This window comes from Pseudomonas sp. UBA3149 (genome assembly GCF_002364655.1).
Taxonomy (GTDB): domain Bacteria; phylum Pseudomonadota; class Gammaproteobacteria; order Pseudomonadales; family Pseudomonadaceae; genus Chryseomonas; species Chryseomonas luteola.
Genome location: NZ_DEYV01000025.1, coordinates 37,086 through 58,885 on the forward strand (window position 1 = coordinate 37,086; position 21,800 = coordinate 58,885).

At 53.4% G+C, this 21,800-nt stretch carries 21 protein-coding genes; 10 read left to right on the forward strand and 11 right to left on the reverse strand.

Going from position 1 to position 21,800, the window contains the following annotated elements; all coding sequences use genetic code 11:
• Positions 1–11: 11 nt before the first annotated feature.
• Positions 12–962, forward strand: a complete 951-nt coding sequence (locus tag B3729_RS14195) for a flagellar protein MotY (RefSeq protein ID WP_073450678.1) — start codon at positions 12–14, stop codon at positions 960–962.
• A 109-nt stretch (positions 963–1,071) separates the two neighbouring features.
• The gene (locus B3729_RS14200) at positions 1,072–2,289 is read left to right on the forward strand and encodes an argininosuccinate synthase (protein ID WP_286788206.1); all 1,218 of its coding nucleotides are present in this window, start codon (positions 1,072–1,074) and stop codon (positions 2,287–2,289) included.
• A gap of 98 nt (positions 2,290–2,387) precedes the next feature.
• Here B3729_RS14200 and B3729_RS14205 read toward each other — a convergent pair whose 3' ends face one another.
• From B3729_RS14205 to metG, 7 genes are all read right to left on the reverse strand, one after another.
• Complete coding sequence (locus tag B3729_RS14205) at positions 2,388–2,567, reverse strand: PA3496 family putative envelope integrity protein (RefSeq protein WP_010797819.1); 180 nt, start codon at positions 2,565–2,567, stop codon at positions 2,388–2,390.
• A 144-nt stretch (positions 2,568–2,711) separates the two neighbouring features.
• Entirely contained in the window at positions 2,712–3,350 is a 639-nt protein-coding gene (gene nth, locus B3729_RS14210; RefSeq protein WP_286788207.1) for an endonuclease III, read from the reverse strand.
• A gap of 44 nt (positions 3,351–3,394) precedes the next feature.
• Positions 3,395–4,774, reverse strand: a complete 1,380-nt coding sequence (locus B3729_RS14215) for an RnfABCDGE type electron transport complex subunit B (protein ID WP_286788208.1) — start codon at positions 4,772–4,774, stop codon at positions 3,395–3,397.
• Positions 4,775–4,914: 140 nt separating this feature from the next.
• Positions 4,915–5,697, reverse strand: coding sequence for an ABC transporter ATP-binding protein (locus tag B3729_RS14220; RefSeq protein ID WP_010797822.1), 783 nt, complete (start codon positions 5,695–5,697; stop codon positions 4,915–4,917).
• Entirely contained in the window at positions 5,697–6,770 is a 1,074-nt protein-coding gene (locus tag B3729_RS14225) for a FecCD family ABC transporter permease (protein ID WP_010797823.1), read from the reverse strand. Before B3729_RS14225 ends, B3729_RS14220 begins: the two co-directional genes overlap by 1 nt.
• On the reverse strand, positions 6,767–7,915 hold the full coding sequence (locus B3729_RS14230) for an ABC transporter substrate-binding protein (RefSeq protein WP_286788209.1): 1,149 nt from the start codon (positions 7,913–7,915) through the stop codon (positions 6,767–6,769). Before B3729_RS14230 ends, B3729_RS14225 begins: the two co-directional genes overlap by 4 nt.
• 132 nt (positions 7,916–8,047) lie before the next feature.
• Entirely contained in the window at positions 8,048–10,093 is a 2,046-nt protein-coding gene (gene metG, locus B3729_RS14235; protein WP_286788210.1) for a methionine--tRNA ligase, read from the reverse strand.
• A 162-nt stretch (positions 10,094–10,255) separates the two neighbouring features.
• Here metG and apbC point away from each other — a divergent pair, with 162 nt between their 5' ends.
• The 4 genes from apbC to B3729_RS14255 all read left to right on the forward strand — a co-directional run bounded on the left by apbC (position 10,256) and on the right by B3729_RS14255 (position 14,130).
• Positions 10,256–11,350: an iron-sulfur cluster carrier protein ApbC gene (gene apbC / locus B3729_RS14240; protein ID WP_074827349.1), complete on the forward strand. Its 1,095-nt coding sequence runs from the start codon at positions 10,256–10,258 to the stop codon at positions 11,348–11,350.
• Positions 11,351–11,475: 125 nt separating this feature from the next.
• A complete protein-coding gene (dcd, locus tag B3729_RS14245) occupies positions 11,476–12,042 on the forward strand; it encodes a dCTP deaminase (RefSeq protein ID WP_010797827.1) in 567 nt (188 codons plus the stop codon).
• Positions 12,043–12,297: 255 nt separating this feature from the next.
• Positions 12,298–13,227 carry a chemotaxis protein CheV gene (locus tag B3729_RS14250; protein ID WP_010797828.1) on the forward strand — a complete coding sequence of 310 codons (930 nt, stop codon included), beginning with the start codon at positions 12,298–12,300 and terminating at the stop codon, positions 13,225–13,227.
• Between the two features lie 96 nt (positions 13,228–13,323).
• On the forward strand, positions 13,324–14,130 hold the full coding sequence (locus B3729_RS14255) for an MOSC domain-containing protein (protein ID WP_286788211.1): 807 nt from the start codon (positions 13,324–13,326) through the stop codon (positions 14,128–14,130).
• A 43-nt stretch (positions 14,131–14,173) separates the two neighbouring features.
• On the opposite strand, the gene rapA is transcribed toward B3729_RS14255, so the two are convergent.
• Complete coding sequence (rapA, locus tag B3729_RS14260) at positions 14,174–16,996, reverse strand: RNA polymerase-associated protein RapA (RefSeq protein WP_286788212.1); 2,823 nt, start codon at positions 16,994–16,996, stop codon at positions 14,174–14,176.
• Positions 16,997–17,111: 115 nt separating this feature from the next.
• Here rapA and B3729_RS14265 point away from each other — a divergent pair, with 115 nt between their 5' ends.
• From B3729_RS14265 to ccoM, 4 genes are all read left to right on the forward strand, one after another.
• Positions 17,112–17,378, forward strand: a complete 267-nt coding sequence (locus B3729_RS14265) for a hypothetical protein (protein WP_074827344.1) — start codon at positions 17,112–17,114, stop codon at positions 17,376–17,378.
• A 98-nt stretch (positions 17,379–17,476) separates the two neighbouring features.
• A complete protein-coding gene (locus B3729_RS14270; protein WP_286788213.1) occupies positions 17,477–18,058 on the forward strand; it encodes an alpha-ketoglutarate-dependent dioxygenase AlkB family protein in 582 nt (193 codons plus the stop codon).
• Positions 18,055–18,213, forward strand: a complete 159-nt coding sequence (locus tag B3729_RS14275; protein WP_010797833.1) for a hypothetical protein — start codon at positions 18,055–18,057, stop codon at positions 18,211–18,213. The genes B3729_RS14270 and B3729_RS14275 overlap by 4 nt, the downstream gene beginning before the upstream one ends.
• A gap of 100 nt (positions 18,214–18,313) precedes the next feature.
• Positions 18,314–18,421: a cytochrome c oxidase subunit CcoM gene (ccoM, locus tag B3729_RS14280; RefSeq protein ID WP_019365407.1), complete on the forward strand. Its 108-nt coding sequence runs from the start codon at positions 18,314–18,316 to the stop codon at positions 18,419–18,421.
• Between the two features lie 108 nt (positions 18,422–18,529).
• Here the strand turns inward: ccoM and B3729_RS14285 are convergent, their stop codons facing one another.
• The 3 genes from B3729_RS14285 to fabA form a co-directional block, all read right to left on the reverse strand.
• On the reverse strand, positions 18,530–19,765 hold the full coding sequence (locus B3729_RS14285) for a sugar MFS transporter (RefSeq protein ID WP_010797835.1): 1,236 nt from the start codon (positions 19,763–19,765) through the stop codon (positions 18,530–18,532).
• A 225-nt stretch (positions 19,766–19,990) separates the two neighbouring features.
• Positions 19,991–21,208 carry a beta-ketoacyl-ACP synthase I gene (gene fabB / locus B3729_RS14290; RefSeq protein ID WP_286788214.1) on the reverse strand — a complete coding sequence of 406 codons (1,218 nt, stop codon included), beginning with the start codon at positions 21,206–21,208 and terminating at the stop codon, positions 19,991–19,993.
• 12 nt (positions 21,209–21,220) lie between these two features.
• Positions 21,221–21,736 (reverse strand): 3-hydroxyacyl-[acyl-carrier-protein] dehydratase FabA, encoded by a 516-nt coding sequence (gene fabA, locus B3729_RS14295; protein WP_010797837.1) that lies wholly within the window; start codon positions 21,734–21,736, stop codon positions 21,221–21,223.
• Positions 21,737–21,800: the final 64 nt, after the last annotated feature.

Here is a 21,800-nt window from a genome sequence, read left to right on the forward strand (position 1 = left end):
GGAGCCTCCCCGTGCGCCTTCGTTACTTGACCCTTCTACCGCTCCTGGCCAGCCTGCCGGCAATGGGCATCACATTCCAGGACCGCATTGAAAAAGCGGGATGGAAAGTGGAGGGCGATCAGTTTGAATGCCGGCTTTCTCAGGATGTTCCCCGCTTTGGTACGGGTGAGTTTGTTCGTCGTGCCGGAGAGCAACCTACCTTCAGGCTCAAAACATCTGAAAACTGGCTTTCCCAAGGCTCTGCGACGCTGCTGGCTGCCGCTACGCCATGGCAGCCGGGACGAGGTGATGAGTCGCTGGGTTCAATCAGAATTCAAAGTGGCAATACTCCGCTCAATACGAGCGAGAGTCAGGGGCGGCGCCTGCTGACCGGATTGATGGAAGGTCGCAGTCCATTGATCAAATCGCGTAGCCGTAATGGCGACCCGCTTGAGGTTCGTATTTTACCCGCGAGGTTTGAGTCGGCGTATCAGGATTTCCAGCTGTGTGCTGCCAAGCTTCTGCCAGTCAACTTTGATCAAATTCGTCACTCCCTGGTTGGCTTTCCCAAGGGGGGAAGTGATCTGGATGAAGTGGCACGTAACAAGCTGGACATCATTCTTCAGTATCTCAAAGCCGATCCCACTGTAAATCATGTAGTGATTTCTGGCTTTACCGATAATTCCGGTAATCGACTCGATAACCGCCAGGAATCGCGGCTGCGTGCAATGGCTGTCATGCAGTACCTGAAAGCCAGCGGCGTTCCTGAGGAGCAAATGGAAATTCGCTTTTTTGGAGAGCAGTATCCTTTGGTCGCCAATAACAGCAAGGCAAATCGAGCCAAGAACAGAAGGGTGTCGATGGTGTTTACCCGTGAGCCTGTAGCCTCTGACTCCAAGCCAGAGTCTTCTACGGCAGCGCCAGCCGACGCGCCGGCGGCCGTTCCAGCTACAGCTTCGCAAGGTGGTAAGCCAAGCAGTTAATAGCGTACCGGGTGTCGCCTAGGCAACTTCTTGTGTCGCGCCTCTATAAATAGCTCCGCTTGGCAAGTAGAATCATCTTCTTTCTAAGCAATGCGTGGGAGCGAGTGGCATGACGGACGTCAAGAAGGTAGTCCTGGCGTATTCGGGCGGCCTGGATACTTCGGTGATCCTCAAGTGGCTGCAGGATACCTATAACTGTGAAGTCGTAACATTTACAGCGGACCTTGGCCAAGGGGAAGAAGTGGAGCCCGCTCGCGCTAAAGCCAAGGCTTTAGGCGTCAAGGAAATCTTCATCGAAGACCTGCGTGAAGAATTCGTTCGTGATTTCGTTTATCCGATGTTCCGGGCGAATACGGTATACGAAGGCGAATACCTGCTAGGTACTTCCATTGCTCGTCCGCTTATCGCCAAGCGATTGATCGAAATTGCCAACGAAACGGGCGCTGATGCCATCTCCCACGGTGCAACCGGCAAGGGCAATGATCAGGTACGCTTCGAACTGGGAGCCTATGCGCTCAAGCCTGGCGTAAAGGTTATTGCACCCTGGCGTGAGTGGGATTTGTTGTCCCGCGAAAAGCTCATGGATTATGCAGAAAAGCACAATATCCCGATCGAGCGTCACGGCAAGAAAAAATCGCCTTATTCCATGGATGCTAACCTCCTACACATCTCTTATGAAGGTGGTGTGCTGGAAGACACATGGACTGAGCATGAGGAGGACATGTGGCGCTGGACCAAGTCGCCAGAGGCTGCTCCGGATCAGCCGACGTATATCGAATTGACTTACCGTGCTGGTGATATCGTGGCTATCGATGGCAAGGACGTGACGCCTGCCCATGTGCTGGCTGAGCTCAATCGCATCGGTGGCGAAAACGGTATTGGCCGTCTGGATATCGTTGAGAACCGTTACGTGGGAATGAAGTCGCGTGGCTGCTATGAAACGCCTGGCGGCACCATTATGCTCAAGGCCCACCGAGCTATCGAGTCCATTACCCTGGATCGTGAAGTCGCCCACCTCAAGGATGAGCTCATGCCTCGCTATGCGAGCCTGATCTATACCGGCTATTGGTGGAGTCCCGAACGCCTGATGCTGCAGCAGATGATCGATGCTTCTCAGTCCAACGTAAACGGGGTCGTACGTCTGAAGTTGTATAAAGGCAACGTAATTGTCGTTGGTCGTAAATCTGACGATTCCCTGTTCGATGCGAATATCGCTACGTTTGAAGAAGACGGTGGTGCTTACAACCAGGCTGATGCAGCAGGTTTCATCAAGCTCAATGCACTGCGTATGCGTATCGCCGCTAATAGCGGACGCAAATTGTTTTGAGTGATCTTGCCCCGGATCAATACCTGGGCAGCCCTTCCGTCTGGAGGGGCTCTCGCTCTTAAGCGCTAATAAAAAAAGCCCAACCGGGCTTTTTTTATTTACAGATCGAAATCGTATTCCGAGATCTGACGCTTCAAGCGACGCTCTTCAAGCATATTGTCTATCAAGCGGCGCTTGGTAAGGTTGGTTTTGCTGACAGGCACATCAGCAGCCTCAACGTCACCCTCGGTTTCTACGAAGTCATCATCAAGTTCGATATCACTTTTCTCGCTCGCCATGAGAAAACTCCTAGCATGAGGTGGTCAAGGAGCGGGTGCAGTTTGAGAGGACTACACAGCCCTTTTGGCGCACCTTATAGCGACAAAGTGATGAGTCGTAAAAAAGATTTTTTTAATCGATCAGCTTGAAAGTTACGGTACTTATCAATTATCCGATGTCTTGGCTTTGTATTCGCACAGGTCCTCAATGCGACAGCTCCCACAGCGGGGTTTTCGCGCCTGACACACGTAGCGCCCATGCAGAATCAACCAGTGGTGTGCATCCAGCAGATATTCCTTCGGAACCACCTTGAGAAGCTTTTGCTCCACCTCAACCACATTTTTTCCTGGAGCAAGATTGGTCCGGTTGCTGACACGGAAAATATGCGTATCAACGGCCATCGCAAACTGCCGAAACGCTGTGTTTAAAATGACATTTGCAGTTTTACGACCTACGCCAGGAAGGGCTTCCAGTGCCTCACGTGTCTGTGGAACTTCATCGTTGTACTGCTCGATCAAAATACGGCAGGTCTCGATAACGTTCTTGGCTTTTGTGTTATAGAAATTGATCGTATTGATGTATGCAGAAAGCCCATCCACACCAAGGGCATACAGGGTTTCCGGAGTGTTGGCCACTGGGAACAACTTTGCGGTTGCCTTGTTGACCCCTTTATCGGTGGCTTGTGCCGATAGCATTACGGCAATCAGTAATTCGAAAGGCGTCGTGTAGGACAGCTCGGTCTTGGGATCAGGGTTGTCCTCGTGGAGACGACGAAAGATTTCCAGGCGCTTGGCGGCATTCATGGGAATAGTGGCTCGGCTTTCACGGTATAAGGGCTAACGTATCATTACGATGCCAAATGCTCTGACAGTTTATTTTCAAGCTCGGTCAATCGGCCACGCACTTCCAACAAGACATTCTCGGAAGTGTCCCTGTCGCGTTCAAGGCGTTTTACTTCTGCCTTGGCATAAGCAATCTGCGTCTTAAGGGTCCGCGTTAGAGAGTCGACAAGGCTTTTCTGTATCCGAGTATGCTCCGGCAGAGGTCTGTCTGAAGCCTTTTCAGCCATGTCCAAAGCGTTCTCAGCCTGATGAAGCATTTGGCGTAGTTGCGAAAGCTCCTCTTGAGGCGCACCGTTACGCTCTGCTGAGAGAAACGCGGCACGGGCACTTACTAGACCCAACTTTGCCTGTTTCAATGCGTCCGGTGTCTTGGACGGTGTCTGATCTTCAAGATTTGCTAGGGCTTGTGCAGCAGCGGCAGCTGAACCGTGAAGCATGCTCAGCTGCTCTTGCTGTTCCGGGGTTGGCTGTTGCCCGAATGCTTTCTCAGCTTTACTGAGTTGCGCTCGTGCCATGGCAGCATTGATTTTGGCTCGCTTTATTTCAGCAGAAACAACAATCGGTTGGGCTTGGCTTGAAGGGCGGCTACCACTCAGCGCTTCATCCAGCGCTTGCTGAGCGGCTTCAGCGGCCTGCTTGAGCCATTTAACCTGATCTTCCAATTGTTGTGTGGCACGCTGAGCCAGCTGCTTTTCAGCTTTCTTGAGCGCCATTTGGGCTGTAGAGGCGTTGATCTTGAGTTTTTTAAGTATTACGTCCGCATCAGTGGATGGATCTTTCTGAGCTTTGATGCGCGATATTGCTGCCTGGACAGGATCGACTGACGTGGCAGTTTGAACCGCCTCTGTCGACAATTGAGAGCGTGCCAGACGTGCATCTCGCTCGGCCTGTTTACGCTGCTCTTCACGCGCCAGACGTGCGTTGTGTGCGTCATAGCGTAAGCGGTAATGAGCCGCTTGCTGCCGTTGCTGTTCGTGAGAAGGTTGTACAGGTAGCGGGTTCAGATCGATACAGTCGACAGGGCAAGGCGCAATGCACAGTTCACATCCGGTACATTCAGCCGCTATGACCGTGTGCATCAGCTTTGCTGCGCCTACGATGGCATCCACCGGGCAAGCCTTTAAGCATTTGGTACAGCCAATGCATTCTGCCTCACGAATGAACGCTACCTGAGCAGGTGTGGGCGGGTAGGGTGAGTCCAGAGGCGTGGCCTCGACGCCCAGCAGCACGGCCAGATCATGAATGGTTTCATCCCCACCGGGAGGACATTTGTTAATGGCTTCGCCCGCCGCAATGGAAGTGGCATAAGGGAGACAGCCAGGATGGCCACATTTACCGCACTGGGTTTGCGGTAAAAGCGCGTCGACTGCATGTATCAGGCTCATGCACATACATCCAGTGACGTGCGCATGGCGCCAAAAACAAATTCAAGCATGGTCAGCAGATAAAGCGGATAGCCAGACAGGGGCGTATTATCCGGGATATGGCCGCGAATGAACACCTGCCGCTGGCCAGCGGCAGGCTGCTAGATCAACGAGGCGCTATGGAGGCCATCGATCAGGACTTGCGGTCGCCCTTTGGAGCAAGACTCAATCCGTGCGCGAACTCCATAAACTTCTGCCAGACTATCCGCATCGATCACGCTCTGCGGAGTGCCATGAGCCGCCAGGCGTCCATTCTTGAGCATGACAATATGGTCGGTTTGTCTCAAGGCGATGTTGATATCGTGCAACACGATAAGGGTAACCATATCGCGCTGACGTGTTTCCTGGGCTATCACGTCCATCACATGAAACTGGAAGTTCAGATCGAGTGCGCTCAGGGGCTCATCAAGTAAAAGCAGTGTCGGTCTGCGGATCAGGGCCTGTGCCAGACCTACCAGCTGTTTTTGTCCACCAGAGAGCTGGTCAAGGTAGTGCATGCCCAGGTGTTCGATCTCAAGGCGCCTAAGCAGGGTAAGCGCGTCCTCAGTGTCTTTGGCATGCGGCTGCCCAGAGGCACGGCGTGCAACCAGAAGCGACTCGAAAACACGCAGATGGACGCTGGCAGGCAATGTCTGGGGAAGATAGACCACTTTCTCCGCGCGTTTGGCAAAGCTCAGACTGGTAAGCGCCTCTTCGTCCAGTGTGATGGTGCCTTTGGCCGGCGTCAGGCCAGCGATGGCCTTGAGTAAAGTTGACTTACCGCTTCCGTTGGGACCGAGCAAGGCGGTTACCTTGCCATGCGTAATGCCTTCAAGGGTAAGGTCCTGAATGATCGTTTTTTTGCCATAGCCAACATTCAGCCCCTGCATAGATAACGCGTGCATTACAGGCCTCCCTTGTTACGCAGGACAACCGTGAGGAAAAAGGGTATACCCACAAGAGCCGTTACGATTCCAACCGGTATCAGCACGCCGGGGAGCAGGTTCTTGGATGCAACAGATGCAAGTGAAAGAATCAACGCACCGGCCAAGGCGCTGGCAGGTAGATAGAACCGGTGATCTTCGCCAAAGATCAGGCGAGAAATGTGCGGGCCTACCAAGCCAATGAAGCCGATGGTGCCTACAAACGCCACAGCCAGGGCGGTGAGAATACTAACTCTCAGCAGGGTGCCTAGCCTTAAGCGCTTGACATTGATTCCAAAGCTGGCTGCACGATCCTCACCGAGTCGTAACGCTGTCAGCTGCCATGCCCGACGAAGCGACAAGGGAAGTGCGATGGCAAGTGCCAGCGCCAGAATGCCGAGCTTGAGCCAGGTGGCTCGGGCAAGGCTTCCCATGGTCCAGAAGACCAGTCCTGAAAGCGTATCCTCACTGGCAACAAATTGAACCAGCGATACTAGTGCCTGAAAGGTAAAGCCCAAGGCAATACCGAACAGCACAATGGCGCTGGTTGTGGCTTGACGAAGCCGTGCGACAACGTCGAGTAGAAGGGTTGCTGCCAGAACAAACACAAAGGCGTTGATCGAGATAAGCCACTCGCTGGGTACACCCGGAATGCCCAGATTCAACACAATGGCCAGGGCCGCTCCGAACGCGGCGGCGTGTGAAAGCCCTAGCGTGAAAGGGCTGGCCAGAGGGTTATTCAGTATTGTCTGCATTTCGGCGCCGGCAAGGCCTAACGCTGCGCCGACACAAACGGCCATGAGCGCTTGCGGGAGACGAATATTCCAGACAATAACCGCCTGACTAGGACTGACCGATTCGCGATGCACCAGGGTTTGCCAGAGATCACTAACGCTCAGGCCGGCCGGCCCGAGCGTGAAGTCCAGTAATAACGAACAACCAATCGCGATTACGAAGATCGCCAGAATAAGGAGTCGCTTACTCAGGAGCGAGCGGTAATCGTTAGAGAGAGAGGCATCCAGGGCAGGATGCTCAATCGATTGCTTGGCGTTCATGGATTACTCTTGGCTTGCGTCCAGTAGGCGCCACGGATATCGACAGGAAGGAACTGGTTATTCAGCTCATCCAGCGTTTGCTTGGGGTCGACGTCCTTGAACGCGTCCGGGTAGAACCATTTGGCAAATGCCTCGATGGCCAAAATGTTGTAGGGCGAGTTATAGAAATTATGCCAGATGCCGTACGTACGACCTTCATGAACAGCTCTGAGCGGCGCGATTTCCTGACGCTTGAGCAGGCCTTGCAGGCTGGCGGCCGCGGCATCATCTGTAACGCCTGTGCCTGACTTCAGGCCATTGTCAGTGGAGCTCATGTCCCGAGTGCCACTTGCAATGTAGATATCAGGGTTAACACTCAGAAGGGTCTCGGCATTGATGTCGCCGATTACGCCAGGCAGCAGGGGAGCGGCCAAGTTGTTGCCTCCAGCCGCTTCGATAAATTCGCCAAAATTGCCTTTACCGGCCGTATGGCAGCACGCTGCGCCAGGCCAGATACCTGCCAGCATTTCGATGAAGACATTGGGACGTTTGTCGCTAGGGGTAGTTGAGACGGTTTTCTGAATTCGATCCAGATGACGTTGATAGAACGCAATGTAATCTTCAGCCTGCTTTTCTCGATGCACAGCCTTGCCAAGTACACGCATACTGGGAATGGTGTTTTGCATGGGGTGCTGACGGAAATCAATGAAAACAACCGGCACACCTGCAGCCTTTAGCTGCTCTACCAGCTCATTCTTGACGCCCGGGCCGTGACCAGCAATGCCGAAAATTGCAATATCAGGCTTCAGGGAGATCGCTTTTTCATCGTTGACACTGGCTTCAGACGTTTTGCCAATAGTCGGGATCTTGTCGATTTGAGGATACTTGGCCTGATAGGCCGCGTAGCCCTGCTTGTCTACGGTACTGAGTTCACCTTGCCAGCCAACAATACGGTCGAGTGGCTTGTCGCCTTCCAGTAGAGCCAGTGCATAAAGCATCCGTCCTTCGCCCAGAAGGATACGGTCAACCTTGGCAGGAATTTCTACCTGGCGGCCAGCGATATCAGTAATAGTCTCAGCATGAAGACCACTCGACATGATGGCAGCCAGAGAAAAGCCTGATAGAAGGCCAAGCCAGCGCTTGCCAGACAATATGGAATTAAACATTACTCTTCCCTGCAAATGAGATGCTTTATTATTAGGCGACTAACAGCTTATGTTTTCAAGTCTCTTTGCAATATTTAGCCGTTATTGTTCAACCACTTGTAAGAAAACGGCCGCTTATAGCGGCCGTTTTGATTACTTCACTCGCTGCCCTGGCAAGGCACCCGCGTCTGGACTTAACAAGAAAATATCTTTCCCACCAGGACCGGCTGCCAGCACCATGCCTTCGGAAACACCAAAGCGCATCTTACGGGGAGCCAGATTGGCAACGTACAGAGTAAGGCGACCTTCCAGCGTAGCGGGGTCATAGGCGCTCTTGATTCCAGAGAACACATTGCGCAATTCGTCGCCAATATCGAGCGTGAGTTGCAGAAGCTTGTCAGCCCCTGCCACCGCTTCAGCCTTGACGATACGTGCCACTCGCAGATCTACAGCGGAAAAGGCATCGAAGTCGATGGTTCCTGCAATAGGCTCCTTGGCCAGCTCACCATTATTGGAGGCCTGAGGCGCTGTAGTGCTGGCAGTCAGGTCTTCTTTTGATGCTTCGATCATCTCGGTCACTTTTGCAGATTCGATTCGTGTCATGAGGGGTGCAAATGGGTTTAGCTGATGATTCGCCAATGCCGTTGAAAGATCTTCCCAGTGCAGCGGAGCTATATTCAGGAACGTTTCGGCGGCCTCTGCGAGCTTGGGGAGTACGGGCTTGAGGAAGATGACCAGTTGACGGAAGAGATTGATGCCCAATGCGCAGATTGCCTGGACTTCATCCTGTTTACCTTCCTGCTTGGCCAGTGCCCAAGGCGCTTTTTCAGCAATCCAGGCGTTAGCCTGGTCGGCCAGCGCCATGATTTCACGCATGGCGCGCCCAAATTCGCGACCTTCATAGGCTTCGGCGATGCTGGGCGCCGCGGCCTGAAATGCCTGCCAGAGTTCAGGTGCCGGGTTGGCCTCGATCAAGAGCCCGTTATTACCCTTGTGAATGAAGCCAGCACAGCGGCTGGCGATATTGACAACCTTGCCCACCAGATCGGAATTGACTTTCTGGACAAAATCTTCAAGGTTCAGATCCAGGTCATCTACACCGCGACCCAGCTTGGCGGCATAGTAGTAACGCAGGTATTCAGGCGAGAGATGCTCAAGGTAAGTACGTGCCTTGACGAATGTACCGCGTGACTTCGACATTTTCTGCCCATTTACCGTAACGTAACCATGAACGTTGACGGCGGTAGGCTTGCGGTAGCCTGCACCCTCCAGCATAGCTGGCCAGAATAAGGCATGGAAGTTGACAATATCTTTGCCGATAAAGTGATAGAGCTCTGCGGTGGAGTCCTTGCCCCAGAATGCATCGAACTCAAGACCTAGTTCCGGACGATGAGTGATCAGGTTCTGGAAGCTGGCCATGTAGCCAATTGGAGCGTCCAGCCAGACATAAAAATACTTGCCAGGCGCATCAGGGATTTCGAAGCCGAAGTAAGGCGCGTCACGGCTGATGTCCCACTCCTGCAGACCGGCATCGAGCCATTCGGCAATCTTGTTGGCTACTGACTCCTGTAAGGCGCCGCCGCGCGTCCAGCTTTTGAGCATGGCGTCGAAGTCAGGTAGCTTGAAGAAAAAGTGTTGCGATTCCTTGAGAACAGGTGTCGCGCCGGAGATGGCTGACTTTGGATTGATCAGATCCGTTGGTTCATAGGTAGCGCCACACTTTTCGCAGTTATCACCATATTGATCCTCGGTGCCGCATTTAGGGCAAGTGCCCTTGATGAAGCGGTCAGCCAGGAACATGTTCTTATCCGGGTCGAAGTACTGGGTCACTGCACGTGTAGCAATGTGGCCTGCATCCCGTAGCTTCAGATAGATCTGGCTTGCCAGCGCACGGTTCTCTTCCGAGTGCGTCGAATAGTAATTGTCGAAATCAATAAGAAAATCGGCGAAATCCGCCATGTGCTCGGTGCGAACACCATCAATAAGCTGTTGCGGCGTAACGCCTTCACGTTCGGCGCGCAGCATGATGGCGGAGCCATGGGCATCATCGGCACAGACATAGATGCACTGGTTGCCGCGCAGTTTTTGATAGCGCACCCAGATGTCAGTCTGGATGTACTCCAGCATATGGCCAAGGTGAATCGAACCGTTGGCATAGGGGAGGGCGCTAGTGACAAGAATCTTCCGGGGTTCGGACATAGGGCTCGACTGTCAATTAAGGCTAAAAATAATTGAACACTATAAAGGCCGAACCGTTTTTTTTCACGCCTGGTCCAATAGCTGAGTATTCGGGTAGGTTTTATCCTGCCTGACCGGTAGCATAGTGACTACGATTACACCGTACCCTTGTTTGGAGCTGTTATGAGCGCACTTACCCGCGAAGTGGTAGAAGCCACTCTGCGCCAGTACACCGATCCCTACCTCAACCAGGACCTGGTCACCGCAGGTTGCCTGCGCGATGTCACCCTTAACGGCGGACACATCGTCGTTAGCATCGAACTGGGTTATGCGGCGGGACTGTTCAAGAATGGCATGGCACAGGTGCTCAAGAATTCGTTGGAAAACCTGCCAGGTGTGACCCAGGCGGATGTCCAGATCCAGTGTGTCATCAAGCCCCATGCGGCTCAGCCTCAGGTTGAGGCGATGTCAAACGTAAAGAATATTATTGCGGTCGCGTCTGGTAAGGGTGGGGTCGGCAAGTCCACGACTTCTGCCAACCTCGCGCTGGCCCTGGCACGTGAAGGGGCTCGAGTAGGTATCCTGGATGCCGACATCTACGGCCCCAGCCAGGGCATCATGTTTGGTTTGCCTGAAGGTACACGTCCCAAGATCCAGGATGAGAAGTGGTTCATTCCGCTGGTGGCACATGGGGTCGAAGTCATGTCCATGGCTTTCCTGACCGATGAGCGCACACCTGTGGTGTGGCGTGGTCCGATGGTGTCGGGCGCGCTGCTGCAGCTGATTACTCAGACCGCCTGGAATAATCTGGATTACCTCGTCATCGATATGCCGCCAGGCACGGGTGACATCCAGCTTACGCTGGCCCAGAAGGTTCCTGTAGCTGGTTCTGTCATCGTAACGACTCCGCAGGATCTGGCCCTTCTTGATGCCAAGAAGGGCGTTGAGATGTTCCGTAAGGTCAATATTCCAGTGTTGGGCGTAGTCGAGAATATGGCTGTGCACATCTGCTCGAATTGTGGTCATGCCGAGCATTTGTTTGGCGAGGGCGGCGGCAACAAGCTTGCCAGTCAGTATGGGGTTGATCTTCTAGCCTCTCTGCCGCTATCCATGGCTATTCGCGAGCAGGCGGACCAAGGACGTCCTACGGCCATCGCTGATCCAGACAGCCAGATCGCCATGATTTATCAGGATATGGCGCGTCATGTTGGCGCACGCATTTCTCAGAGTGGAAAAAAGGCTGCCATCATGCCCACCATCACGGTTTCGGACGACTGATACCATTGACGAGCGAGGGACTGAATAGCGTTGGTCCTTCGCTTTCTCATGGTTTAGGTCTTTGATGAGTGCCGCCGTACCGGTAAGATGTGCGGTTATGTTTTTACCCCTGACAGGACAGTGCCATGAGCATCAAAGCAGATAAGTGGATTCGCCGCATGGCCCAGGAACACGGCATGATCGAGCCGTTCGTTGAGCGGCAGATGCGTGGGGAGGGAGCCGACCGGCTGATCTCTTTTGGCGTGTCCAGCTACGGTTACGATGTGCGCTGCGCTGATGAGTTCAAAGTATTCACCAACATCCATTCAGCTACCGTCGACCCGAAGAATTTCGATGAAAAAAGCTTCGTCGATATCAAGGGAGATGTTTGCGTTATTCCGCCAAACTCCTTTGCGCTGGCGCGTACCGTCGAGTACTTCCGTATTCCTCGTAACGTATTGACCATCTGCCTTGGCAAAAGCACTTATGCCCGCTGTGGCATTATTGTGAATGTCACGCCGCTTGAGCCGGAGTGGGAAGGGCACGTAACATTGGAGTTCTCCAATACTACCAACCTGCCAGCTAAGATCTATGCTAACGAAGGCGTGGCTCAAATGCTGTTCCTGGAATCTGACGAGCCTTGCGAGGTGTCTTACAAGGATCGTGGTGGAAAGTATCAGGGGCAACGCGGTGTAACACTGCCGAAAGCCTGATTGACAATAGTGGCTGAAGCCGGGCGTGTCCCGGCTTTTTCATGCCTGCTGATCTAACCAGTCTGCTCAACCGTATTAAGAGGCCGGTTAGACGGAGGCGTAAAAACGCTTTAAGTAGACCCTACCGCATGCCGATACAGTAAGAGCCATACAGCCATCTGTCGTGGCTGAGCGGACGGGCTTTTGCAGAGTTTCGCTTCAAGGTCCTTGCAAGATGGCCGATACCTAGGAAACGCTATTCTTAGGAGATTTGGCATGGCTAGCATTCTTGATTCTGTCGACCAGCGCACGCAGCTGGTAGGCGAGAACCGTCTGGAAATTCTGATGTTTCGTCTGTCCAGTCGGCAGATGTTTGCCATCAACGTGTTTAAGGTGCAGGAAGTATTGCACCTGCCCAAACTGACTTTAATGCCCAAGCGTAATCCGATGGTCTGCGGTGTCATTCATCTGCGCGGACAAACACTGCCGGTTATTGACTTGGCATGTGCCATTGGGATGAGGCCGATTGTGCCTGATCAAAACAGCACGATTATCGTCACTGAGTACAACCGCACCGTCCAGGCGTTCCTGGTAGGAAGCGTGGATCGCATCATCAACCTTAACTGGGACAGCATCCAACCCCCTCCGGGTGGAGCCGGTCGTCAACATTATCTGACGGCTATTACCAAGTTTGAGGACAAGCTGATCGAAGTCATCGATGTAGAAAAAGTACTGGCTGAAATCGTGCCTTATAACGTCAAGGTTTCCCGCGAGCGCTTGGACGACTCGTTGCTAACCAAAGCGAAGTCACGTGAAATTATGTTGGTGGATGACTCCAGCACCGCGCTCAATCAGATGCGCGATACACTGACGCAGCTCGGTTTGACCTTCCACATCGCTACAGATGGTCTCAAGGCGTTGCAGAAACTCAAACAATGGGCCAAGGACGGGGTCAATGTCTCTGAGAAGCTGCTAATGCTTATTACAGACGCTGAAATGCCGGAGATGGATGGCTATCGCCTAACGACGGAGATCCGTCAGGATCCTCAGCTCAGTAGCCTCTACGTCGTACTCCATACCTCGCTATCCGGTAGTTTCAACGAGGCGATGGTCAAGAAAGTAGGCTGCAACGCATTCCTGTCCAAGTTCCAGCCTGATTTATTGGTTGAGGCGGTACGAACCCGATTGAGCCTGCTAGACCAATAAGTGTAGGTCCTGACGATAATTTTGTCCGTCAAGCCTGCACACAGGCGCTGATCTTTTCTAGACTCACGGCTTCTTTGGTCGACAGGAAGCCGTGCCATGTTTCATCTCAGCGGACTTTATCGTTATCCCGTCAAATCTACTGCGCCTGAGCCTCTTGAGCGTGCCGATATTGATTGCCTAGGCGTGGCGGGTGATCGGCGATGGATGGTGGTAGAGGCTTCGACAGGACGTTTCCTGACCCAGCGATTGTTACCCAGCATGGGGCAGATTGTAGCCCGTTGGATCAGTAACGGTTGTCTCTCGCTTAATGCCCCCGGAATGTCAACGCTTGAAATTTCTGTTCCTCTGCCAGATGGGGCCCTGCAGGGCGTCACACTCTGGCGAGACACGTTCCAGGTTCCAGAGGCAGGAGAAGAAGCCAATGCCTGGTTAAGCACCTTCTTGGACAGACCTTGTCGCTTAGTGTACATGCCCGAAAGTCGGGCGCGTCAGGTTGATACTGCTTATGCCAGTCCTGGTGATCACGTTAATTTCGCAGATGGTTTTCCATTGCTACTGATTGGCCAGGCCTCTCTGGATGATCTGGCTCAGCGTGTGGGCCGGCCTTTGGATATGAGGCGGTTCAGACCTAATCTGGTCGTTGAAGGTAGCAAGGCTTACGCGGAGGATAAATGGACGCATATACGAATAGGGGAGGTTGAATTTCGTATTGTGAAGCCTTGCTCTCGGTGTGTACTGATTACTGTTGATCCGGTTACCAGCGTGCGCAGTCATGACCGGGAGCCTTTAGCAACACTGAAGACTTATAGAGAACATGAGGGCGCCGTTTACTTTGGGCAGAATCTGATCCAGCTTAATCCAGGCGCAGTGAATATCGGTATGCCTGTTGAGGTGCTGGCATAGCGCAGTGGAAATGAAAAGGCCCTTCTGAGAAGGGCCTTTGTCATCAACCAGCTACTAGAACCCGTATAGATTCAAGGCGTAGCGATGCTTTGTCCAAGTGGGCAATACCTTCTTCACGCTGCTGACGCAGGGTGTCGATTTCAGTATCACGAACACTTGGGTTGACGGCTTGCAATGCCGTCAAGCGAGCCAGCTCCTCGTCCATGTTGGCAACGAAACGCTGACGTGCCAGTTCGACGCGCTCGTTATGACGAGGCAATACCTTGCCTTCGCCAGCCGCCACGAGTTTGCTCAAGGCGTCACGCTGGGCTTGAACAAACTTGTTGGCGCTTCCGCGTGGTACGCTTTCCAGCTGATCATTAAGCGTCTCGAACGAAACGCGTGCAGCCAGATCATTGCCGTTTGCATCCAGCAGGCAACGAAGGGCAATAGGGGGCAGGAAGCGAGTCAACTGAAGTGAACGTGGGGCTACCGCCTCGCTGACGTAAAGCAATTCAAGCAGTACTGTGCCAGGCTTGAGTGCCTTGTTCTTGATCAGCGCTACCGCCGTGTTGCCCATCGAGCCTGATAGCACAAGGTCCATGCCGCCCTGGACCATGGGGTGCTCCCAGGTAAGAAACTGCATGTCTTCGCGTGCCAGGGCCAGATCCCGATCATAGGTAATCGTCACACCTTCATCGTTACCCAGCGGGAAGCCTGCATCGAGCATTTTTTCGCTGGGCTTGAGAATGAGCGCATTATCGGAGTGGTCTTCGCTGTCAACACCAAAGGCATCCAATAGCTTCTCCATATAGATCGGCAGTGCAAACTCGTCATCCTGTTCCAGGATCGCCTCCTGAAGCTCTTCACCTTCGCCGGAGCCACTGGAGTTAAGCTCAAGCAACCGATCGCGGCCTGTATGCAGCTCGGCTTCAAGTGTCTCACGTGTGCGGCGACCGTCTTCCAGCAGAGCTTGCCAGCTGTCTTCATCTCCACCAGGGAGCAGCGTGTTGAGCTGTTCACCGAAGCGCTGCTCTAGCGTATTGCCGGTAGGACAGGTTGACAGAAACGCATTCAGTGCATGGTGGTACCACTGGAACTTGCGCTCCTGTGCGCTACCTTCGAGGTAAGGTACATGCAGCTGAATAGTGTGGCGCTGGCCGATCCGGTCCAGGCGGCCGATTCGCTGCTCCAGCAAGTCAGGGTGTGCGGGTAGATCGAACAACACGAGATGATGGGCAAACTGGAAGTTGCGTCCTTCACTACCAATTTCAGAGCAGATCAGTACCTGCGCCCCAAATTCTTCGTCAGCGAAGTAGGCGGCAGCCCGGTCACGCTCAAGAATGCTCATCCGCTCATGGAAAACCGTGGCCGGAATGCCCGAGCGCAGTCGCAAGGCGTCTTCCAAATCCAGTGCAGTCTCTGCATGTGCGCAGATGACTAGAACCTTGAATTTTTTCAAGCCTTTGAGGGTTTCAATCAGCCACTCTACACGTGGGTCATGGCGCCACCAGCGATCGTTTTCATCCTCTGGAACATACAGTGTTTCAGGATACAGCGAGGCGCTGGCATCCATGTACTGATCCGGGAAGGGCAAGGCTGATGCATCCAGGTTTCGCTCTGGAAAGCCCAGCACTGCGGCGCGAGTATTACGGAAAAGAACCCGACCTGTCCCGTGACGGTCCAGCAGCTCACGAATAAGGCGTGAACGAGCCTCTTCGTCACCAGCCGCAGCGGATGTAAGCAGCGTATCGCCTTCCTCGCCCAGGAAGCCATGAATGGCAACACGTGAAGCATCGCTCATCGTACCGTGGTCCAGCAGCTCTTGAACAGCTTCGGCAACCGGGCGGTAATTGGCACTTTCATTACGGAATGCTTCAAAATCGTGGAAGCGATTAGGATCCAGCAGGCGCAGGCGGGCAAAGTGGCTGTCTTGACCAAGCTGTTCGGGCGTAGCGGTCAGAAGCAGGACGCCAGGGATGACTTCAGCCAGCTGCTCGACCAGAGCATATTCGGGACTTACCTGTTCCGGGTGCCATACAAGGTGATGGGCTTCATCCACAACCATAAGGTCCCAGCCGGCTGCAAACGCGGCGTCCTGGGCGCGCTCATCACGCTTTAGCCAGTCCAAAGAGACCAAAGCAATCTGATTATCTTCAAAAGGATTGGTCGCGTCACTGGCGCGGAAGCGCTCTGAATCGAACAGGGCGACTTCCAGATTGAAGCGCCGGCGCATCTCTACCAGCCACTGATGCTGGAGGTTTTCAGGCACAAGAATCAGAATGCGACGCGCACGACCGCTGAGTAGCTGGCGATGAATAACAAGACCTGCTTCGATCGTCTTGCCAAGGCCCACTTCGTCGGCCAAAAGGACACGCGGAGCAATACGGTCGGCTACACTACGGGCAATATGCAGCTGGTGTGGGATAGGTTGGGCTCGAGCGCCTGCCAGCCCCCAGAGTGGCGATTGTAAGAGACGACTGCTGTGTTCAAGTGTGTGGTAACGCAGGCTGAACCAGGAAAGCGGGTCGATTTGACCTGCGAAAAGACGATCACTTGCCAGACGGAACTGAATAAAGTTGGACAGTTCTGCCTCGGTCATCGTGCGAGGTTCGTTTTTAGCGTTCAAACCGTGATAGGTGAGCAGGCCTTCGTTTTCTTCCACCTCACGAACAGTGAGTTTCCAGCCTTCAAAGTGGGTGATTTCATCACCTGGTGCGAAGCGTACGCGGGTCAGGGGTGCGTTGCGTTGAGCATACTGGCGTGTTTCTCCGGTAGCCGGATACAGTACGGTCAGAAGGCGTCCATCCTGTGCCAGGATGGTACCGAGCCCCAGCTCGGCTTCACTGTCACTGATCCAACGTTGCCCAGGTTGATACTGCGCCATGTAGTAGCTTCTCCCGCCCATTCAAAAAGCCGGTTATGTTAACGAATGCGCCCGCCGAGGCCAAAGCCTGATGGCATAAAATCTTTAAATAGGTATATCGCGAGAGGACAAGTTGATGTTACCGCCCATACCGCAAGCCTTGATTCCGATCACTACGCAGCACGATTCTGTAAAGCCTCGACCGGACATCGCTCCAGTAACAGCTGTCGCCCATGCAAAGGAAGCAGGCTTTCAATCCGTTCTGGATGAACAAAAGTTGGAGCAGGAAAGCGAAAAGCGTCGCAAGCGTAAGCGGGGACTGCAGGTTTTACTGCCGGATGAGCGTGCAGAAGCATTGATGGAACCTTCCGAAAAAGGGCAGTGTGTTGATATCAAAGTTTAGGCGGCGGCTGGGTTCTATCAAGCCGTATATAGCGCTCTGTATGAGCCAATGCCAAGAGAGGGTCGACCGCAAGCCCTCTCGGGAAGGAGAAGGGGGCCATGACTCAGACAGGTTTGGCGAATGCCGATGTGACACTCTATGAGTCTTGGGTTGTTTCTCAGGAAGCTGATGACTGGATGGCGGAGCTGATTAAACAAACGCCATGGGAGCAGCCGCAGGTGCAGGTTTACGGCAAGAGCTATCCAACTCCCAGGCTCGTTGCCTGGTATGGTGATCCTGGAATCAGTTATGGATATTCCAGTCTTGCGCATCCTTCTTTGCCTTGGACGGAGCTTCTTGGCGATATTCGTGGTCGAGTGAGTCGGTTTTGTGACCACCCATTCAATGGGGTCTTGATCAACTATTATCGTAACGGCCAAGATGCCATGGGTTGGCATAGTGATAACGAGGCCGTGCTGGGCCGAAACCCTACAATTGCTTCGTTAAGCCTGGGAGAGGCGCGACGTTTCGATCTGCGTCGTCGCGGTGTGCAACGTATCGAGCATTCCATCGAGCTAACGCACGGCTCGCTTCTGGTTATGCGAGGTGCTACCCAGCATTATTGGCAGCATCAAGTTGCCCGTACAAAACGGTCCATGTCTTCTCGACTCAATCTTACTTTTCGTTGGATACGAACGTGAGCGATAACAATCTAATTGATTTTACTTCCGAGCGAAGCAAGCGCATCCATGATTTGAATGAAAAACGGCTGAACGAAATGCGTCAGGCGTTCGAACAGGCTCTGCCATTGGCGAAGCCCAAAAAGAAAGGCAAGTCAAAGCCCAAGAAACGTTGAGTGTCAGTTACCTACCTACCCAACCATTGACCGAGGTCAATAATCCGAAGCTGTCTCTCGTTTAACGTATACCCATTGCTTGGCCGCAGAGATCATCACCATGTTTATCGATGATGTCATCACAATGGGTATCGGCGCGTTGGCTTCGATTTCGCTGTTTGTTGCGGTTGTAGGTTTCATCGTCTGGAAGGATATGCATAAACGCTGACCTTCTGGACAAAGGGCACGCAAGGCACTTGGGCGACTTCGGTCGCCTTTTTTTTGCTTTATTTTCAGGGATTAGAAAAAGGCTGGCTAAAAAGCCAGCCTTTTGTGTTTAGTGAGCAACTACAGGTTTGGTGCGATAGCCTTTCAAACCGTAGAAGAGAATGTAGACATAGCCCAGCATCGGAACAAAGAACGACATCAGCAGGCCGATGGAGTCAGCAAACATAGCCTGGATAAACGGAACCAGTGCGCCGCCAACGATGCCCATGCACAGCAGGCCAGAGCCCTTACTGGTGAACTTGCCTAGGCCGTCTAGAGCCAGGGAGAAGATGGTGGGGAACATAATGGAGTTGAACAGACCAATGCAAAGCAGAGCCCACATTGCTGCCTTACCACTGACTGCCATGGCAATCGCAAGCAATACGACGTTTGCAACGCTGTTGAAGGCCAGCACATAGTTAGGTCTGACGCGTGCCATGATCACACCACCGACAAAGCGGCCTACCATCGCGCCGCCCCAGTACAGAGCCAGGTAGCGTCCAGCTACATCACTCGAGAGGCCTGCCACGTCAGGGCTTTCCATCAGGCTGATCAGGTAGGTGCCGATCGATACCTCGGAGCCTACATACATGAAAATACCGATAACACCAAGAAGAAGATGCTTGTACTGCCAGATGCTTTTGGCTTCGTGCTGAGGAGCGCTGTTCTGCTGGGTCTGAACTTCGTCATTACCGCCTTTGATTTGCGGCAATTTGATAAAGCCAATGATCACGGCAATTGCCAGAAGCATACCGGCCAGAATCAGGTAGGGCATCTGTACCGAAGAGGCATCTGTGCTGTGCTCGACCAGTGCCAGAATGGTTACGGCGCCAATCAGCGGGCCTACGGTTGTGCCCAGGGAGTTGAAGGCCTGAGTCAGGGTCAGACGGCTTGCAGCGGTTTCCGGCTTACCAAGAACAGTAACGTAGGGGTTGGCTGCCACCTGAAGGACAGTGATACCACCCGCTAGTACGAATAGGGCCAGTAGGAAGAAGGCGTAGGAGTGCGCTCCGGCAGCTGGATAAAACAGCAAACAGCCAACAGCAGCTGTACATAAACCGAAGATAATTCCCTTCTTGTAGCCAAGCCCCTCAACCAGGCGACCTGCCGGGAACGAGACGATGAAGTACGCGGTAAAGAAACAGAACTGAATCAGCGAGGCTTGAACGTAGCTCAGCGTGAAGACAGCCTTGAGGTGAGGAACCAGAATATCATTCAGCGAGGTAATCAATCCCCACATGAAGAACAGTACGGTCAGTACCGACAGGGGGCCTCTGTAATTTGGAACTTCGTTGGAATTATTCATCTTCTCTCCAAAGGGGTAGGCGACTCAAATAAACGCCCGTTTAAAGCTCGCATATGATTGATCCAATCCGTTTCGGTTCAATCCGCGCGGAATAATAGTTATGAACCGTGCAGAAATCGATTCAGCGAGAGGTTAAATTTTTAAAAAGTTCGTCTAAAGTCATGTTTTGGTTGTAAAAAAACCCGCACGGTGTGCGGGTTTTAGGGTGTTGCACGCGGCGCTGGATCAGCTATTCCAGCGCTTGAGAATCAGCGTGGCGTTGGTTCCACCAAAGCCAAAGCTGTTGCTCATGACGACGTCGAGCTTGGCATTCTCCTGAGTCTCACGAAGAATGGGCAAGTCTGCTACCTGAGAGTCGAGCTCATCGATATTGGCTGAGCCAGCGATGAAGTTGCCTTCCATCATCAATATGCAGTAGATCGCTTCATGAACACCAGCGGCGCCCAAAGAGTGACCTGACAGGCTCTTTGTAGAGCTGATGGCCGGGGCCTTGTCACCAAAGACTTCTCGTACCGCCTTGATCTCCGCAACATCACCCACCGGGGTGGAGGTGCCGTGGGTGTTCAGGTAGTCAATCGGGGCGTCCACTGTAGACATCGCCTGGCGCATGCAGCGTGCAGCGCCTTCACCGCTCGGCGCAACCATGTCATAGCCATCGGATGTTGCACCGTAGCCTACGATTTCTGCATAAATCTTGGCACCACGAGCAAGGGCATGCTCGAGTTCCTCGACTACAACCATACCGCCGCCGCCAGCGATGACAAAGCCATCACGATTGGCATCGTACGCGCGGGAAGCTTTTTCAGGGGTTTCGTTGTACTGGCTAGACAGGGCGCCCATGGCGTCGAACAGGAAGGACTGGGACCAATGTTCCTCTTCACCGCCACCGGCAAACACGACGTCCTGCTTGCCCAGTTGAATCTGCTCCATCGCCAGGCCAATGCAGTGCGCACTGGTTGCGCAGGCCGATGCCACGGAATAGTTCAGGCCTTTAATTTTGAAAGGCGTTGCAAGGCAAGCCGATACCGTGCTGCTCATAGTACGAGTAACCCGGTAGGGGCCGACACGCTTGACGCCTTTTTCGCGCAAGATATCCAGCGCTTCCATCTGGTTGAACGTAGAGGCGCCCCCGGAGCCGGCAATCAGGCCGGTACGTGGGTTTGAAACCTGCTCTTCGGTCAAGCCTGAGTCTTTGACAGCCTGTTCCATTGCCAGGTAGGCATAGGCGGCTGCATCACCCACGAAGCGCTTGACCTTGCGGTCGATCAGCTCTTCCAGGTTCAGGTCGACGGACCCGGACACTTGGCTGCGAAGCCCCATTTCGGCATATTCCGGATTGAAACGAATGCCGGGACGACCTGCGCGCAGGTTGGCGGAAACGGTGTCTTTGTCATTGCCGAGGCAAGAAACAATGCCCAAGCCGGTGATCACGACGCGACGCATGCGGAAGGACCCTTAGAAACTTTCTGTTGAAGTGAATAGGCCGACACGAAGACCTTCGGCCGAGTAAATCTCGCGACCATCAACGCTAACCGTACCATCTGCAATGGCTAGAATTAGCGAACGTGTAATGGTGCGCTTGATATGTATGTTGTAGGTCACTTTCTTGGCAGTGGGCAGTACCTGGCCAAAAAACTTGACCTCTCCTGAGCCCAGCGCACGGCCGCGGCCAGGATTTCCCTGCCAGCCAAGATAGAAACCTACCAATTGCCACATGGCATCCAAGCCCAGGCAGCCTGGCATTACCGGGTCACCTTCGAAATGGCATTTAAAGAACCAGAGATCTGGATTGATATCCAGCTCGGCGACCAGTTCACCCTTACCGTACTTGCCGCCTACATCGCTGATATGAGTGATCCGATCGATCATCAGCATGTTCGGGGCGGGCAGTTGCGCATTACCCGGGCCGAATAGCTCGCCACGGCTGCAGCGCAGCAAGTCTTCGTGGGTGAAGGCGTGTTGTTTGGTCATGCAAGCTCCTGTAGCTGGCCTGGTGATCAATGTCGGCGATTATAGTGTCGCTCTCGCTATTGGA

Coding starts and splice junctions, on each gene's coding strand:
- B3729_RS14200 (WP_286788206.1), top strand. CDS start 1,072: ATGACGGACGTCAAGAAGGTAGTCCTGGCGTATTCGGGCGGCCTGGAT.
- B3729_RS14205 (WP_010797819.1), bottom strand. CDS start 2,567: ATGGCGAGCGAGAAAAGTGATATCGAACTTGATGATGACTTCGTAGAA.
- nth (WP_286788207.1), bottom strand. CDS start 3,350: ATGAATGCCGCCAAGCGCCTGGAAATCTTTCGTCGTCTCCACGAGGAC.
- B3729_RS14215 (WP_286788208.1), bottom strand. CDS start 4,774: ATGAGCCTGATACATGCAGTCGACGCGCTTTTACCGCAAACCCAGTGC.
- B3729_RS14220 (WP_010797822.1), bottom strand. CDS start 5,697: ATGCACGCGTTATCTATGCAGGGGCTGAATGTTGGCTATGGCAAAAAA.
- B3729_RS14225 (WP_010797823.1), bottom strand. CDS start 6,770: ATGAACGCCAAGCAATCGATTGAGCATCCTGCCCTGGATGCCTCTCTC.
- B3729_RS14230 (WP_286788209.1), bottom strand. CDS start 7,915: ATGTTTAATTCCATATTGTCTGGCAAGCGCTGGCTTGGCCTTCTATCA.
- metG (WP_286788210.1), bottom strand. CDS start 10,093: ATGTCCGAACCCCGGAAGATTCTTGTCACTAGCGCCCTCCCCTATGCC.
- apbC (WP_074827349.1), top strand. CDS start 10,256: ATGAGCGCACTTACCCGCGAAGTGGTAGAAGCCACTCTGCGCCAGTAC.
- dcd (WP_010797827.1), top strand. CDS start 11,476: ATGAGCATCAAAGCAGATAAGTGGATTCGCCGCATGGCCCAGGAACAC.
- B3729_RS14250 (WP_010797828.1), top strand. CDS start 12,298: ATGGCTAGCATTCTTGATTCTGTCGACCAGCGCACGCAGCTGGTAGGC.
- B3729_RS14255 (WP_286788211.1), top strand. CDS start 13,324: ATGTTTCATCTCAGCGGACTTTATCGTTATCCCGTCAAATCTACTGCG.
- rapA (WP_286788212.1), bottom strand. CDS start 16,996: ATGGCGCAGTATCAACCTGGGCAACGTTGGATCAGTGACAGTGAAGCC.
- B3729_RS14265 (WP_074827344.1), top strand. CDS start 17,112: ATGTTACCGCCCATACCGCAAGCCTTGATTCCGATCACTACGCAGCAC.
- B3729_RS14270 (WP_286788213.1), top strand. CDS start 17,477: ATGACTCAGACAGGTTTGGCGAATGCCGATGTGACACTCTATGAGTCT.
- ccoM (WP_019365407.1), top strand. CDS start 18,314: ATGTTTATCGATGATGTCATCACAATGGGTATCGGCGCGTTGGCTTCG.
- B3729_RS14285 (WP_010797835.1), bottom strand. CDS start 19,765: ATGAATAATTCCAACGAAGTTCCAAATTACAGAGGCCCCCTGTCGGTA.
- fabB (WP_286788214.1), bottom strand. CDS start 21,208: ATGCGTCGCGTCGTGATCACCGGCTTGGGCATTGTTTCTTGCCTCGGC.
- fabA (WP_010797837.1), bottom strand. CDS start 21,736: ATGACCAAACAACACGCCTTCACCCACGAAGACTTGCTGCGCTGCAGC.